This window comes from Pseudomonas sp. MF6747 (genome assembly GCF_963890955.1).
Classification (GTDB): domain Bacteria; phylum Pseudomonadota; class Gammaproteobacteria; order Pseudomonadales; family Pseudomonadaceae; genus Aquipseudomonas.
Genome location: NZ_CAWPSZ010000001.1, coordinates 288,047 through 303,325, shown reverse-complemented (window position 1 = coordinate 303,325; position 15,279 = coordinate 288,047). Strand labels below are relative to the sequence as shown.

The 15,279-nt window shown below is 60.0% G+C and carries 14 protein-coding genes; 10 read left to right on the top strand and 4 right to left on the bottom strand.

Annotated elements, in window-relative coordinates; translation table 11 throughout:
* Window positions 1-46: 46 nt before the first annotated feature.
* The gene (locus AACW30_RS01385; RefSeq protein WP_200622318.1) at window positions 47-1,414 is read right to left on the bottom strand and encodes a CYTH domain-containing protein; all 1,368 of its coding nucleotides are present in this window, start codon (window positions 1,412-1,414) and stop codon (window positions 47-49) included.
* A 158-nt stretch (window positions 1,415-1,572) separates the two neighbouring features.
* On the opposite strand from AACW30_RS01385, the gene argE reads away from it, so the two are divergent.
* On the top strand, window positions 1,573-2,721 hold the full coding sequence (argE, locus tag AACW30_RS01380; RefSeq protein WP_200622316.1) for an acetylornithine deacetylase: 1,149 nt from the start codon (window positions 1,573-1,575) through the stop codon (window positions 2,719-2,721).
* Window positions 2,722-2,854: 133 nt separating this feature from the next.
* Window positions 2,855-4,153 carry an amino-acid N-acetyltransferase gene (gene argA / locus AACW30_RS01375; RefSeq protein WP_119737335.1) on the top strand — a complete coding sequence of 433 codons (1,299 nt, stop codon included), beginning with the start codon at window positions 2,855-2,857 and terminating at the stop codon, window positions 4,151-4,153.
* Between the two features lie 131 nt (window positions 4,154-4,284).
* Here argA and tauA read toward each other — a convergent pair whose 3' ends face one another.
* Entirely contained in the window at window positions 4,285-5,271 is a 987-nt protein-coding gene (tauA, locus tag AACW30_RS01370; RefSeq protein ID WP_124418703.1) for a taurine ABC transporter substrate-binding protein, read from the bottom strand.
* Between the two features lie 370 nt (window positions 5,272-5,641).
* Here tauA and AACW30_RS01365 point away from each other — a divergent pair, with 370 nt between their 5' ends.
* From AACW30_RS01365 to AACW30_RS01330, 8 genes are all read left to right on the top strand, one after another.
* Window positions 5,642-7,000 (top strand): OprD family porin, encoded by a 1,359-nt coding sequence (locus tag AACW30_RS01365; RefSeq protein ID WP_106575756.1) that lies wholly within the window; start codon window positions 5,642-5,644, stop codon window positions 6,998-7,000.
* Window positions 7,001-7,274: 274 nt separating this feature from the next.
* Window positions 7,275-7,913, top strand: coding sequence for a peroxiredoxin (locus AACW30_RS01360; RefSeq protein WP_015886425.1), 639 nt, complete (start codon window positions 7,275-7,277; stop codon window positions 7,911-7,913).
* 314 nt (window positions 7,914-8,227) lie between these two features.
* Window positions 8,228-8,821 (top strand): NADPH-dependent FMN reductase, encoded by a 594-nt coding sequence (gene ssuE, locus AACW30_RS01355; RefSeq protein WP_106575754.1) that lies wholly within the window; start codon window positions 8,228-8,230, stop codon window positions 8,819-8,821.
* Window positions 8,822-8,915: 94 nt separating this feature from the next.
* Window positions 8,916-9,884, top strand: a complete 969-nt coding sequence (locus AACW30_RS01350; protein WP_119737339.1) for a sulfonate ABC transporter substrate-binding protein — start codon at window positions 8,916-8,918, stop codon at window positions 9,882-9,884.
* A gap of 25 nt (window positions 9,885-9,909) precedes the next feature.
* Complete coding sequence (gene ssuD, locus AACW30_RS01345; protein ID WP_200622314.1) at window positions 9,910-11,058, top strand: FMNH2-dependent alkanesulfonate monooxygenase; 1,149 nt, start codon at window positions 9,910-9,912, stop codon at window positions 11,056-11,058.
* 9 nt (window positions 11,059-11,067) lie between these two features.
* Window positions 11,068-11,856, top strand: a complete 789-nt coding sequence (ssuC, locus tag AACW30_RS01340; RefSeq protein ID WP_106575751.1) for an aliphatic sulfonate ABC transporter permease SsuC — start codon at window positions 11,068-11,070, stop codon at window positions 11,854-11,856.
* Entirely contained in the window at window positions 11,853-12,659 is an 807-nt protein-coding gene (gene ssuB / locus AACW30_RS01335; protein ID WP_200622312.1) for an aliphatic sulfonates ABC transporter ATP-binding protein, read from the top strand. Before ssuC ends, ssuB begins: the two co-directional genes overlap by 4 nt.
* A 28-nt stretch (window positions 12,660-12,687) precedes the next feature.
* A complete protein-coding gene (locus AACW30_RS01330; protein WP_003213899.1) occupies window positions 12,688-12,903 on the top strand; it encodes a TOBE domain-containing protein in 216 nt (71 codons plus the stop codon).
* 130 nt (window positions 12,904-13,033) lie between these two features.
* Here AACW30_RS01330 and AACW30_RS01325 read toward each other — a convergent pair whose 3' ends face one another.
* The gene (locus AACW30_RS01325) at window positions 13,034-13,663 is read right to left on the bottom strand and encodes a TetR/AcrR family transcriptional regulator (RefSeq protein ID WP_200622310.1); all 630 of its coding nucleotides are present in this window, start codon (window positions 13,661-13,663) and stop codon (window positions 13,034-13,036) included.
* 231 nt (window positions 13,664-13,894) lie between these two features.
* Window positions 13,895-15,271 (bottom strand): glutamine synthetase family protein, encoded by a 1,377-nt coding sequence (locus AACW30_RS01320; RefSeq protein ID WP_003213894.1) that lies wholly within the window; start codon window positions 15,269-15,271, stop codon window positions 13,895-13,897.
* Window positions 15,272-15,279 lie beyond the last annotated feature (8 nt).

The window sequence follows — 15,279 nt, the reverse complement described above, 5'->3', positions numbered from 1 at the left end:
CTTTCGCGAGCAAGCCCGCGCCCACATTTGACCCAGCTGCCTGGTATTACAGGCGCAGCAAAGTCTTCCACGCACGGTTCTGATACACCGCAATCGCCTGATGCATACGCGCATCCAGCGACTCGTCGGTAATCGGCTGATTAGCCAGTACCGCCAGCTTGTTCAGCTCACCGTACAAACGGTCCAGCTCCGGAATGTCTACCACCTGACGCGCGTGGTGCAGCCAGGCCTGGATGCGTTCAATGCGCGGCAGCTGCTCGGCCAGGTCTTCCGGTTGTTGCTGGTAACGCGACAGTTGCAGGGCAACGGCGTCGTCAGCCAGCAGGCGCGGCAGCCAGTTGGTGATTTGCGCAGCGCCCTGGCGGTTGCCACGTACGTTGCGGTCGGCGGTCCAGGTGCGGGCCAGCAGCCAGCGCGAGGTGTTCAGCGAGAACAAGCCCCAGCGCACGTCTTGCAGCTCTTCAACAAACTGTTCAGGTGCGGCTTTGCGGATGTCTTCATCGTCGTCACCGGCCTGCACCAGTGGGCGCCAGTCTTCCAGCAATGCATCGAGTGCGCGCCGCAGCTCGCTGGTGGATTGACGCGGAGCGGCCTGGCCGAGGCTGCCGATCAGCGCGCGCAGTTCACCGAGGTTTTCGACCCAGTCCTGCAGCAAGCGCCAGTGACCATTGAAGCGATATTGCTCGGCCAGGCGCTGGCTGCTGCCCAACAGGTGCCACATGATCGCGGCGAAGGCGTCGTCCAGCGGCATTTCGGCGTGGATCTGCGGCGCAGGCAGGCTCAGCGAGTAGCTGCTGGCGTCGTATAGACGGTAGCCGCGCTCGGCCTTGCTGATATCACACGGCATCAGCGCCAGGGTGGCGGCCAGTTCGGCAGCCAGTTCCAGCAGGGCGGCCGGTTCACCTTCGCGCAGTTCCAGTTCCAGCTCGCAGATTTCTTCTTTCTGCTTGCCGACCACCACGTGGCCCAGGTCCAGGGCGGCTTCGATCACGACCTTGGCCTTGCCACGGCCCCAGGCGATTTCGGCACGTTCGCGCACAAAATCGGTGGTGAAAATCGGCTTGAGGGTCTTTTTGTCCAACTCGGCCAGTTGCTCGGGCCAGCATTCGCCGTCGAGCTTCTTCACGTCGAGCTTGGCTTTGGGCAGGTCCCAGTTGTACTCATTGCGTTCCGACAAGCCGGCGACGCTTTGGCCACGGGTCTTGAGGGTCTGGATGATTTCGTCACCGTCCTTGCGCAAACGCAGGGCGACTTTGGCCTGCGCCAGGTCGCGCTCGGGGGTGTCGAAATACTGGTTCATCAACTCACGGCGTTCCCAGCCACTTTTGTTGCGTTTTTTCAGTAGCGGGTGCTCACGCAGCGCGGCGAGTGTTTCGCGGCTGACGCGGAGCTTGATTTCGGTTTCTTTCTGCATGGCCGGAAAATCCAGGATCGGGAGCGCAGCCGGGGAAAAGAGTGGCTGCCAAGGTCGTGCAGTGTACAGGACTGAGCCCGGCAACGCGCCGCAACGGTTTATTGTGGCGTGCAGATGGTTCTATAGTGGGGCTCATCCGGGAAGTTGAGAGGCCGCGCATGCCGTTACCGTCCATGAAAGAGCAATTCGCCGCATTGATTGCCGCGCCGTCGGTCAGTTGCACCCAAGCGTCTCTCGACCAGACCAACCGCCCGGTGATCGACCTGCTCGCCGGGTGGCTGGGCGACCTGGGTTTTGCCATCGACATCCAGCAAGTCAGCCCGGGCAAATTCAACCTGCTCGCCAGTTTCGGCAGTGGCCCCGGCGGCCTGGTGTTGGCTGGCCATAGCGATACCGTTCCCTACGACGCCGCGCTGTGGAAGACCGATCCGCTCAAGTTGACGGAAGTTGACGGCCGCTGGGTAGGACTGGGCAGTTGTGACATGAAGGGCTTTTTTGCGCTGGCCATTGAAGCCGTGCTGCCGTTGCTGGACCAGCCGTTCAAACAACCGCTGCTGATCCTCGCGACCTGCGATGAAGAAAGCTCGATGTCCGGCGCCCGCGCACTGGCCGAGGCCGGGCGCCCTCTGGGCCGCGCGGCGGTGATTGGCGAACCGACGGGCCTCAAGCCGATCCGCCTGCACAAGGGCGTGATGATGGAACGCATCGACATCCTTGGCCAAAGCGGCCATTCGTCAGACCCAAGCCTGGGCCACAGTGCTCTGGAAGCCATGCACGATGCCATCGGCGAGCTGCGCGGCCTGCGCCTGGCCTGGCAGCGCGAGTACCGCAATCCGCAATTCAGCGTACCGCAGCCGACGATGAATTTTGGTTGCATCCACGGCGGTGACAACCCCAACCGTATCTGCGGCCAATGTTCCCTGGAGTTCGACCTGCGGCCCCTGCCGGGCATGGACCCCAAGGTGCTGCGCGACGCTATCCGGCAAAAGCTCGAACCCCTGGCCGAGCGCCATAAGGTCAAGATCGACTACGCGCCGTTGTTCCCCGAAGTGCCGCCGTTCGAGCAGGCCGAAGGCGCCGAGCTGGTGCGGGTGGCGGAACGATTGACCGGTCATCGTGCCGAAGCAGTAGCGTTCGGCACCGAAGCGCCTTATCTTCAGCGCCTTGGGTGCGAAACCCTGGTGCTCGGCCCTGGCGATATCGCCTGCGCCCACCAGCCGGGCGAGTACCTCGAAATGTCACGCTTGACGCCTACAGTGCGTCTATTGCGGGAACTGATCGACCATTACTGCCTGAAACCTGCATAAATTAACCCCCGCCCATTCGTACATAAGGAGAGCGAGCGTGTCGCCAAGCCTGTTCCGACGATAACCATCAGCCCGCTGTGCGCTTTTATGTTTCATCCTTTTTTGGCTGCTTTTTATTACAGGCCCAGGTTTTATGCCCGAATACGTCAATTGGCTTCGTCACGCTTCGCCCTACATCAACGCCCACCGCGACTGCACCTTTGTGGTCATGCTGCCCGGCGATGGTGTGGAACACCCCAACTTCGGCAATATCGTCCACGACCTGGTGCTGCTCCATAGCCTGGGTGTGCGGCTGGTATTGGTTCATGGGTCGCGCCCACAAATCGAAGCGCGCCTTGAAGCGCGCGGCCTCACCCCGGCTTATCACGAAGGCCTGCGCATCACCGATGCCGCGACGCTGGAGTGCGTAATCGACGCGGTCGGCCATTTGCGTATTGCTATCGAAGCACGCCTGTCGATGGACATGGCCTCCTCGCCGATGCAGGGCTCGCGCCTGCGCGTCGCCAGCGGCAACCTGGTGACGGCGCGGCCGATCGGAGTGCTTGAAGGCGTGGATTACCACCACACCGGCGAAGTGCGCCGGGTCGACCGCAAGGGCATCAACCGCCTGCTGGACGAGCGCTCCATCGTGTTGCTGTCGCCGTTGGGTTACTCGCCGACCGGGGAAATCTTCAACCTGGCCTGCGAAGACGTCGCCACCCGCGCCGCCATCGACCTGGGGGCCGACAAGCTGCTGCTGTTTGGCGCCGATCTGGGCCTGATCGACGAACATGGTCGCCTGGTCCGCGAGCTGCGTCCGCAGCAAGTGCCTGCGCACCTGCAGCGCCTGGGCAGCAACTATCAAGCTGAACTGTTGGACGCTGCCGCCGAAGCGTGCCGTGGCGGAGTAGGGCGCAGCCATATCGTCAGCTACGCCGAAGATGGCGCGTTGCTCACCGAGCTGTTCACCCGGGACGGCGGCGGTACGCTGGTGGCCCAGGAGCAATTCGAACAAGTGCGCGAGGCGGCGATTGAGGATGTGGGCGGTCTGCTCGACCTGATCAGCCCGCTGGAAGAGCAGGGCATTCTGGTGCGGCGTTCGCGGGAAGTGCTGGAGCGTGAGATCGAGCAGTTCAGCGTGGTTGAGCGCGAAGGCATGATCATCGCCTGTGCGGCGCTGTATCAGATCGCGGATTCGGATGCAGGGGAGCTGGCGTGTCTGGCGGTCAACCCGGAGTATCGTCACGGCGCACGCGGTGACGTGTTGCTGGAGCGCATCGAGACCCGTGCGCGGGCGCAGGGTTTGAAGACGCTGTTTGTGCTTACCACGCGAACCGCACACTGGTTTCGCGAGCGCGGGTTTGTGCCGAGCAGCGTCGACCGCCTGCCGTCAGCGCGGGCGTCGCTGTACAACTATCAGCGTAACTCGAAGATTTTCGAGAAGGCCCTGTAAGCCCGATTTCGGAACTCAAGCAGGTCCAAGTGTGGGAGCGGGCTTGCTCGCGAAGGCGGAGTGTCAGTCACTGAATGTGTTGACTGATCCAGCGCTTTCGCGAGCAAGCCCGCTCCCGCATTTGATCGCGTTCAGTCTTTGATGAATTTGTCGGTCACGAAAGCCGAGTAGTCCGGCAACACCGCTTCAACCTTCCCCTGTTCCTTCAAAAACTTTGCCGTTTCCCCAATCGCCTTCGCCGTGCCCCCTTTAAGCAGGGCATCGGTTTGCTGCGCCTGCGCGTCCGGGAAAGTGCTGCCGGCCAACAGCTCGGGAATATCGGCGGCATTCGAACCTGTCAGTTTGGCGATTTTCTGCACCGGCTCTGAATCCACCGTCCAGCTGTCTTTATGGGCGGCGTAGTCGGCGAATGCGTCCAGCGTGACCTTGGCAAACTTGGCCACTGTGTCAGGATGTTTTTCCGCGAAATCCTTGCGTGCCACCCACACCTCAAACGTCGGTGCACCCCACTGACCCACCTGGGCGGCGTCTGTCAGGGTTTTCCCGGTCTTGCGGATTTCCCCCAGCGCCGGTGACCACACGAACGCACCGTCGATATCGCCCCGTTTCCACGCGGCCGCAATTTCGGCGGGCTGCAGGTTCACTACTTTGACTTGTTTGGTGTCCAACCCCCAATGCTTCAGCGCGCCGAGCAGGCTGTAATGAGAGGTTGAGACGAAGGGCGTAGCGATGGTTTTACCGATCAGGTCCTGCGGTTTGTCGATACCACTGCCGTTGCGCACCACCAGGGCTTCAGAAGCATTGATCTGCGCCGATACGATAAAGGCCACGATGGGTAGATTGCGTGAAGCCGCCGCTGCGAGGGGGCTGGAACCGAGGTTGCCGATTTGCACATCGCCCGATGCAATCGCGGTTACGACGTCGGGCCCACTGTTGAAACGGCGCCAGGCAATCTTCTCGCCGAGGGCTTTTTCATAGAGGCCGTCGGCCTGTGGGACTTTGCTGGGGTCGATACCGGTCTGGTAGCCGATGGTTAAATCGGCCGCTTTGACACCAAAAGAAAGTATTAGTGACACAAAAACTGTAACAAATTGACGGGAGGATGTGCGTTTGGCCATGATGGCGTCGCCTTTTTGATCGTGGGTGACGTATGCAACTGAACGTCCACACTAATCGATCTAAAAAAAGGCTAGTAAATACCCTTTAGGAATTAGCTTATGGAGCGGTTGATCTATGCTGATCGGCTCGCGTCATGGAAGGGCTTATTCCTGGATGGTATGAAAAAGAATGAAACAATTCTTTTTGGGTGTATGAAAAACTCATTACCCTGCAGGGACCAAATTAACTGCGGCTAGACGAAGGTAGTAGACACACAAGGTTACGATTGACTTGTCGGTCACTATCTGGCGCTAATCGCGCATCTGTGGATCGAGGGCGTCAGACCCGAGACCAAAGAAATACAAAAATTAGAAATGAGAGGAGCGGTACATGAAGAAGTCAACATTGGCGTTGGCCGTGGCTGTCGCTGCGATTGCCCAACAGGTAAACGCCGCCGGTTTCATCGACGACAGCAAAGTAACACTGGGTCTGCGTAACTTTTACATCAACACCGACAACCGTGATTTGAAGCCTTCGGCGACCTCGAACACCCGCAGCAAGAACGCTGAATGGGGCCAAGGTTTTGACCTGCGTTTCATCTCCGGCTTCACCGAAGGGACCGTTGGTTTCGGCCTTGATGCGATCGGCCTGTACGGCGTGCGTCTGGATTCCAGCCGTGCCGACCACGGTAACTACACGGGCACCGCGTCTGGCGGCACCGTGTTCCCAAGCGATGGCAACAAAGCTGTCAACGATTTCGCCAGCCTGGGTGTGACCGGTAAGGTCAAGGTTTCCCAGACCGTGCTGAAAATCGGCACCCTGCAGCCAAACAACCCGGTCATCAAGACCAACGACGGTCGTTTGCTGCCGCAAACATTCCAAGGTGGCGAGATCTCCTCGAATGAGATCAAGGACCTGACCCTGACTGCTGGTCAGATCGAGCACTCCAAGGGCCGTAACTCCAGCAACAACGAAGGCCTGTCGCTGGCGGGTGCCAACGGTAGCTCGAACTATGACGCTGGCAACTTCGTCAACAAGTTCTACTACGCCGGTGCTGACTACAAAATCACCAAGGATCTGACCGCTTCGTACTACTACGGCGAGCTGAAAGACTTCTACGCGCAGAACTTCCTGGGCTTGGTCCACAACTGGGCTATCGGTCCTGGCGTGCTGAAAAGTGACCTGCGTTACTACCGCAGCCGCGACAACGGCGCCAACGGCAACGAAGCGGGCTACTACACCTCGGGTTACTACTCGGATCACCCGACCAACGCCACCAAGGTTAAAGGCAAGGTCGATAACGATCTGTACAGCTACCTGGCGTTGTACTCGGTTGCCGGTCACACCTTCGGCGGTGGCTACCAGTACACCAAGGGCGACAGCGACTTCCCTTGGCTGAACCAGGGTGATGGTTCTTCGAACAGCACCACCACCGACATGCAAATCCAGAAGTTTGCCCGTGCTGGCGAACGCACCTGGCAAGCTCGCTACGCGTATGACTTCGCCAAGGTTGGCCTGCCAGGCCTGACTGCTGGTGTTGTGTACCTCAAAGGCAGCAACATCCAGACCACCGCCGGCGATAAAACCGAGTGGGAACGCGACCTGACTCTGGCTTACGTTGTTCCAGAAGGTCCGCTGAAAAACCTCGGCGTCGCCTGGAAAAACGCTATGTGGCGTACCGACCTGGTCAACACCCGTGCCCAGGACGAAAACCGTGTAATCGTTAGCTATAGCTACGCGTTCAAGTAAGAGCGTAAAACCTTGCCCGGCGCAACGCCGGGCAGGGTGACTTACTGTTCAAGTCGGGCTCAACCCCCGCAAGCCCTTCCTGAATCCCCTCTTTGTACAGCGTCTCAAGGCCTTCTCGAACCTTGTGATGGATGTTGATCCTCGGCCTTTGTCGCGTCCAATGAATTGATTTTTAATATTCGTTTATCGTCTAAATAAATCGATATTTATTCTTTTTAAATAATCTTCAACCCATGCACAGTGGACTCCATAAGCACTCACCAGGAGCCACACCATGAGCCTAAGATTGGGCGACATCGCCCCCGACTTCGAACAGGATTCCAGCGCCGGCAAGATTCGTTTCCACGAATGGTTGGGCGATAGCTGGGGCGTGCTGTTTTCCCATCCGGCGGACTTCACCCCGGTGTGCACCACCGAGCTTGGCTTTACCGCCAAGCTCAAGGACGAATTCGCCCAGCGCGGCGTCAAGGCCATTGCCCTGTCGGTCGACCCGGTGGACTCGCACCACAAGTGGATCGAAGACATCAATGAAACCCAGAATACGGTCGTCAACTTCCCGATCCTGGCCGATGCCGATCGTAAAGTGTCGGACCTGTATGACCTGATCCACCCGAACGCCAGTGACACCCTCACCGTGCGCTCCTTGTTCGTGATCGACCCGAACAAGAAAATCCGCCTGACAATTACCTACCCGGCCAGCACCGGCCGCAATTTTCACGAAATCCTGCGGGTCATCGACTCGCTGCAGCTGACTGACAACCACAAGGTCGCCACCCCCGCCAACTGGCAGGACGGCGATGAGGTGGTGATTGTGCCGTCGCTCAAGGACGAAGAAGAGATCAAGAAACGCTTTCCCAAGGGCTATCGCGCAGTGAAGCCGTACCTGCGCCTCACCCCACAGCCCAACCGTTAACACGCAACCCAATGTGGGAGCGGGCTTGCTCGCGAATGCTGACTCTCAGTTGATGCATTTGAATGACACACCGCCTTCGCGAGCAAGCCCGCTCCCACATTTCAACGCATTTGCAGTCTCACATAGCAGGGGTTTTCAGGCCGTTTCGACGGCCTTTTTTTTCGCCCCAGGATATATAAAGTACATATGCATTTATAGAATAAACAAATGAAAAAATAAGATTTAAAGATATATAAATATGCTGATAGGGTCTGTCCCATCTTGGCGCCATCGCCACACAGCGAACCGCCGACACTTGCTCAAGGAATACCTGCATGCTGGTCGTAACACTTGGAGGCAGTCCCAGCCAGCGTTCCCGCTCCGGGGTCTTGCTGGAAAAAACCCGTCAGTGGCTGCAAGACAAAGGCGTGGAAGTGGTGAGTTATCAGATACGGGACTTCCCGGCCGAAGACTTGCTGCATGCACGCTTCGACAGCCCCAAGGTCATCGACCTGCTGCAACAGGTCGCCAACGCCGACGGCCTGGTCATTGCCACCCCGGTGTACAAAGCCTCGTTCTCCGGCGCGTTGAAAACCGTGCTGGATCTGCTGCCCGAACGCGCCCTGGCCCACAAGATCGTATTGCCCATGGCCACGGGCGGCAGCATCGCGCACATGCTGGCGGTGGACTACGCGCTGAAGCCCGTGCTGTCGGCCCTCAAGGCCCAGGAATTGCTCCACGGCATTTTTGCCGAGGACAGCCAGATCGCTTATGCCGAAGGCAGCGCCCAGGCGCAGCTGGTGCCCGTGCTTGAACAGCGTTTGCACGAGGCCCTGGAGACCTTCTATAGCGCCATGGCCCGTCGCCCCAAACCGCTGGACCCCAATGTGTTGAATGAACGTTTGTTGAGTGCTCGCTGGAGCATTTAAGCCTGACCCGATTGTTGTAGCACTCACCTTACTCAGCCGCCAACGGCCAAGCAGGTGCAGCCAACCCCCCCATCGCATTTTTGGAGAGAGCGCCATGCGCACTGTCATCTTGCGTCGTGGTCTGGTCGCACTGTTTGTTGCGGCTGTGTCCTTCGGCGCCATGGTTCAAGCCCAAGCTGCCGAAACCCTGCGGATCGGCTATCAGAAGTACGGCACGCTGGTGCTGCTCAAAGCCAAGGGCACCCTGGAAAAACGCCTGGCCGCCCAAGGCGTGCAGGTGCAATGGACTGAGTTCCCCGGTGGTCCGCAACTGCTCGAAGGCCTGAACGTCGGCTCCATCGACTTCGGCGTCACCGGCGAAACCCCGCCGGTCTTCGCCCAGGCGGCCGGTGCCGATCTGCTCTACGTGGCTTACGAGCCGCCAGCGCCGACCAGTGAGGCGATCCTGGTGCCGAAAGACTCGCCGATCAAATCCGTGGCCGAGCTCAAGGGCAAGAAAATCGTGCTCAATAAAGGCTCCAACGTGCACTACCTGCTGGTGCGTGCGCTGGAAGATGCCGGCCTGAAATACACCGACGTGCAGACCGTGTTCCTGCCGCCCGCCGATGCCCGCGCCGCGTTCGAGCGTGGCAGCGTCGACGCCTGGGTGATCTGGGACCCGTACCAGGCTGCTGCCGAGAAACAACTGCAGGCACGCACCCTGCGTGACGGCACCGGCATTGCCGATAACCACCAGTTCTACCTGGCGACCAAGCCCTATGCCACGCAGCACCCTGAAGTGATCAAGGCGCTGGTGGAGGAAGTGCGCGCAGTGGGCGAATGGTCCAAGGCCAACCCGCAGGAAGTCACCGAACAAGTCGCACCGCTGCTTGGCCTGCCGGCTGACATCACCCTGACCTCGGTGAAGCGCCAAGGCTACGGCGCGCTGTTCTTGACCCCGGACGTGGTCGCCGCCCAGCAGAAAATCGCCGACAGCTTCTACCAGCTCAAACTGATCCCCAAACCCTTGAACATCAAGGACGTGATCTGGACGCCACCCGCCGCCGTTGCCACAGCGCCGTAATCCGATTTCTTCAGGAGACAACTCCATGAGCCTTAATATTTTCTGGTTCCTGCCTACCCACGGCGACGGCCATTACCTTGGCACCGCCGAAGGCGCTCGCGCCGTCGATCACGGTTATCTGCAGCAAGTGGCCCAGGCCGCTGACCGCCTGGGGTTTGGCGGTGTGCTGATTCCCACCGGCCGCTCCTGCGAAGACTCGTGGCTGGTGGCCGCCTCGCTGATCCCGGTGACCCAGCGTTTGAAATTCCTTGTGGCTCTGCGCCCCGGAATCATTTCCCCGACGGTGGCCGCACGTCAGGCCGCGACTCTGGATCGCCTGTCTGGCGGCCGTGCGCTGTTCAACCTGGTCACCGGTGGTGATCCGGAAGAACTGGCCGGCGACGGCTTGTTCCTCAGCCACGAAGAGCGCTACCAGGCCTCGGTCGAATTCACGCGCATCTGGCGCCGTGTGCTCGAAGGCGAAACCGTGGACTACGACGGCGAGCACATCAGCGTCAAAGGCGCCAAATTGCTCTACCCGCCGATCCAGCAACCGCGTCCGCCGCTGTACTTCGGCGGTTCCTCGGAAGCGGCCCAGGACCTGGCAGCCGAACAGGTGGAAATGGTCCTGACCTGGGGCGAACCGCCGGCTGCGGTCGCGGAAAAAATCGAACAGGTGCGCGCCAAGGCCGCGAAACTCGGGCGTACCGTGCGCTTTGGCATTCGCCTGCATGTAATCGTGCGCGAGACCAATGACGAAGCGTGGAAAGCCGCCGACAAGCTGATCTCCCACTTGGATGACGACACCATCGCGCGTGCCCAGGCGTCCCTGGCGCGCTTCGATTCCGTCGGCCAGCAACGCATGGCCGCCTTGCACGGCGGCAACCGCGACAACCTCGAGGTCAGCCCCAACCTGTGGGCCGGCGTTGGCCTGGTACGTGGCGGCGCAGGCACCGCGCTGGTGGGCGATGGCCCGACCGTCGCGGCACGCGTCAATGAATACGCTGCGTTGGGCATCGACACGTTCATCTTCTCGGGTTACCCGCACCTGGAAGAATCGTATCGGGTGGCCGAGCTGCTGTTCCCGCACTTGGATATCGAACGTCCCGATCTGCCCAAAAGCGCCGGTTACGTCAGCCCGTTCGGCGAGATGGTTGCCAACGATATCCTTCCCAAAGCGGCGTCGCAGAGCTGAGGCGTAGTCATGAACTATGAAAAATTAAGCCATCGTGTCGCGCCTTGGGTGCTGCCGATCCTGTTGCTGGCGGTGTGGCAGCTGTCGGTGTCGGCGGGCTGGTTGTCGACCCGCATTCTGCCGGCGCCGAGTGCGGTGATCGAGGCTGGGGTCAACCTGGTTCGCACGGGCGAAATCTGGACGCACCTAGCTATCAGCGGCTGGCGTGCCGGCCTGGGTTTTGTGATCGGTGGCAGCATCGGTTTGGCCCTGGGCTTTATCACCGGCCTGTCGAAATGGGGCGAGCGCCTGTTGGACAGTTCGGTGCAGATGATCCGCAACGTGCCGCACCTGGCGCTGATTCCGCTGGTGATCCTGTGGTTCGGCATTGACGAGACCGCGAAGATTTTCCTGGTCGCCCTCGGCACGCTGTTCCCGATTTACCTGAACACCTACCACGGTATCCGCAACGTCGACCCGGCGTTGGTGGAAATGTCGCGCAGCTATGGTTTGTCCGGTTTCAGCCTGTTCCGTCAGGTGATCCTGCCGGGCGCGCTGCCTTCGATTTTGGTGGGCGTGCGTTTTGCCCTGGGCTTTATGTGGTTGACGCTGATCGTGGCGGAAACCATCTCGGCCAGCTCCGGCATCGGTTACCTGGCGATGAATGCGCGTGAATTTCTGCAAACCGACGTGGTGGTATTGGCCATCGTCATGTACGCCATCCTCGGCAAGCTGGCCGACCTGGCCGCGCGCGGTCTGGAGCGTGTGTGGCTGCGCTGGCACCCGGCGTATCAAGTGAATAAAGGCGGTGCGGCATGACGGCTCAACAACCTCCGCGCCTGCTCAAGGGCATCCCGCTGGCGGTGCGCAAATTGCGCAAGGCCTTTGGTGCGCGGGAAGTCCTCAAAGAGATTGATCTGCACATTCCCGCCGGCCAGTTCGTGGCGGTGGTGGGGCGCAGCGGCTGCGGCAAAAGTACCTTGCTGCGCTTGTTGGCTGGCCTGGACAAAGCCAGCGGCGGCGAGTTGCTGGCAGGCTCTGCGCCGCTTGGCGATGCGATTGAAGACACGCGGTTGATGTTTCAGGAAGCGCGCCTGCTGCCGTGGAAAAAGATCATCGACAACGTGGGTCTGGGTCTGAAGGGCAACTGGCGCCCCAGGGCGCTTGAAGCGCTGGAAGCGGTTGGCCTGGCCGAGCGTGCCAACGAGTGGCCCGCGGCCTTGTCCGGTGGCCAGAAGCAGCGCGTGGCCCTCGCCCGCGCGCTGATTCATCAGCCGCGCCTGCTGCTGCTGGATGAGCCGCTGGGCGCGCTGGATGCCCTGACCCGTATCGAAATGCAGCAACTGATCGAAAACCTCTGGCAGAAGCACGGCTTTACCGTGTTGCTGGTGACCCACGACGTCAGTGAAGCCGTGGCGATTGCCGACCGGGTGATCCTCATCGAGGACGGTGAGATCGGTCTGGACCTGATTGTCGACCTGCCGCGCCCACGCGCCCGGGGCTCACATCGCCTGGCGGCGCTGGAAGCCGAAGTGCTTAACCGTGTGCTGTCGTTGCCCGGCACGCCGCCTGAACCCGAACCTGTTTCACCGCTGCCTACGCAATTGCGTTGGGCTCAATAACTTACTTGTCCCACGAAGGAAAAACACCATGACTATCAAAGCCATCAACGTGCGTAACCAGTTCAAGGGCACCATCAAGGAAATCGTCGAAGGCGACGTGCTTTCCGAAATCGATGTTCAGACAGCGTCTGGCATCGTGACTTCTGTGATCACCACGCGCTCGGTCAAAGAGTTGGAGCTGGTGATTGGCAGCGAAGTGATTGCCTTTGTGAAGTCCACTGAGGTGTCGATCGCCAAGTTGTGATTGCCGTCGCTCTGGAGGCTGCCTTCGCGAGCAAGCCCGCTCCCACACTTGACCGAGTTCCAACGCTGGAATGCATTCAAATGTGGGAGCGGGCTTGCTCGCGAAGAGGCCGGCACAGTCACCACAAGCCTTACCGCTTGGGCAAATACGCCGGCAAATAAAGCCCCACATACGCATCAAACACCCGCATCCCTTCTTCTGCCATGCGCGGCGTGATCTGGCCGTGCTGATGCACCGAGCGCGCGTAAACGCGGTCGCTGAGTTCCAGCGCCAGGGCGAACACATCCACATCAGCGGGCAACGTCGGCACTTCGAAGTGACGATTGAACACCTCCAGCATCAAATCCCCCAGTTCCAGATCATGCTGACGGTCCGCCTGGGTCACTTCGGTCAGCCCATGCTGGGCCAGGATCAACTGGCGTGCGGCGGCGTCATGGTCGTAGACACTGAGCATGCGTTGCTCGACGAGGCAGGACAGGTCACGCCAATGCTTGAGTGACTCATGCTCGATGGGCGCCTGGATTGCAGCGCGGAAGGCGGCGTGCACGTCGGCGGTCAGGGCTTCCAGCAACGCCGGCACACTGGCAAAAAAGTGATACACCGACGACGGTGGAATCTGCGCGCGCTCGGCCACGCTGTAGATCGACAGACTGGCCACGCCTTCGGTTGCCAGCAAGGTGCGGGCGGCGTCGAGGATCGCATCAATCCGGGCCTGGCTGCGGGCACGGGGTTTGCGAGGAGCGGCGGGGCGAGTCGTCATGGAAGTCTCCTACAAGGCAGCGGGCATTGTATGAGCACACAAGTGTGTTGTCTGCCGCGCCGCCTTCGCAGGCAAGCCAGCTCCCACATTTGACTGCGTTCCGAAGTGGGAACTCGGTTAAATGTGGGAGCTGGCTTGCCTGCGAATGGACCAACCCGGTCTCCATGAATAAACCCATAAAAAAACGCCACAGACCAAAAGCCTGTGGCGTTTTTTCAATCCAGCAACCGCTTACACGGTATGCAGGTACCAGTTGTACTCAAGGTCGGAGATGGAGTGTTCAAACTCCTCCAGCTCACTTTCCTTACAGGCGACGAAGATATCGATGTACTTAGGATCGATGTACTTGGCCATCACCTCGCTGTCGTCCAACTCGCGCAGGGCATCGCGCAGGTTGTTCGGCAGGCTTTGTTCGTTCTGCTCGTAGCTGTTGCCTTCCACTGGAGCGCCCGGTTCGATTTTGTTGGTCAGTCCGTGGTGCACGCCTGCCAGGACCGAAGCCATCAGCAGGTAAGGGTTGGCGTCGGCGCCGGCCACACGGTGTTCGATACGTACGGCGTCGGACGAGCCGGTCGGTACGCGAATCGCCACGGTGCGGTTATCCAGGCCCCAGCACGGCGAGTTCGGCACGTAGAACTGTGCGCCGAAACGACGGTAGGAGTTGACGTTGGGGCACAGGAACGCCATTTGGGCGGGTAGGGTCTCGAGCACACCGCCGATCGCGTGACGCAATGCGGCGTTCTGCTCGGGATCCTCGCTGGCAAAGATGTTCTTGCCGTCCTTGTCCAGGATCGAAATGTGTACGTGCAAACCGTTGCCTGCCTGGCCTGGGTAAGGCTTGGCCATGAAGGTGGTGTCCATTTCATGGTCGTAGGCGATGTTCTTGATCAGGCGCTTGAGCAGTACCGCGTAGTCGCAAGCCTTGATCGGGTCGGCCACGTGGTGCAGGTTCACTTCGAACTGCGCCGGGGCACTTTCCTTGACGATGGCGTCGGCAGGGATGCCTTGCTCTTTGGCCCCTTCCAGAATGTCCTGGAGGCAGTCGACGTATTCGTCGAGGTCGTCGATCAGGTAGACCTGTGTCGAGTGCGGGCGTTTGCCGGAGATCGGCGAGCGGGGCGGTTGGGGGCGGCCGTTCACGTTCTCCTGGTCGATCAGGTAGAACTCAAGCTCGAAGGCGGCGCAGATGGTCAAACCGAGGTCGTCGAATTTGCTGACAACTTGGCGGAGCACTTCGCGAGGATCGGCGAAGAAAGGTTCACCTTCAAGTTCGTGCATGGTCATCAGCAGTTGCGCGGTGGGGCGCTTTTGCCAGGGTTCATTGCACAGGGTGTCGGGGATCGGATAACAGATTCGGTCAGCATCACCGATGTCCAGACCCAGGCCGGTGCTTTCCACCGTCGAGCCGTTGATATCCAGGGCAAATAAAGAGGCAGGCAGGTTAATGCCCTTCTCGTAAACCTTGTGGAGGCTGGTGCGTTCGATGCGCTTGCCGCGCACCACACCATTCATATCCGCAATTAGAAGGTCTACGTACAGAACCTCAGGATGATCCTTAAGGAACGCGTTCGCTTCGTTAAGCTGAACGGCACGCGGGGGTACCGACATGATGCAAC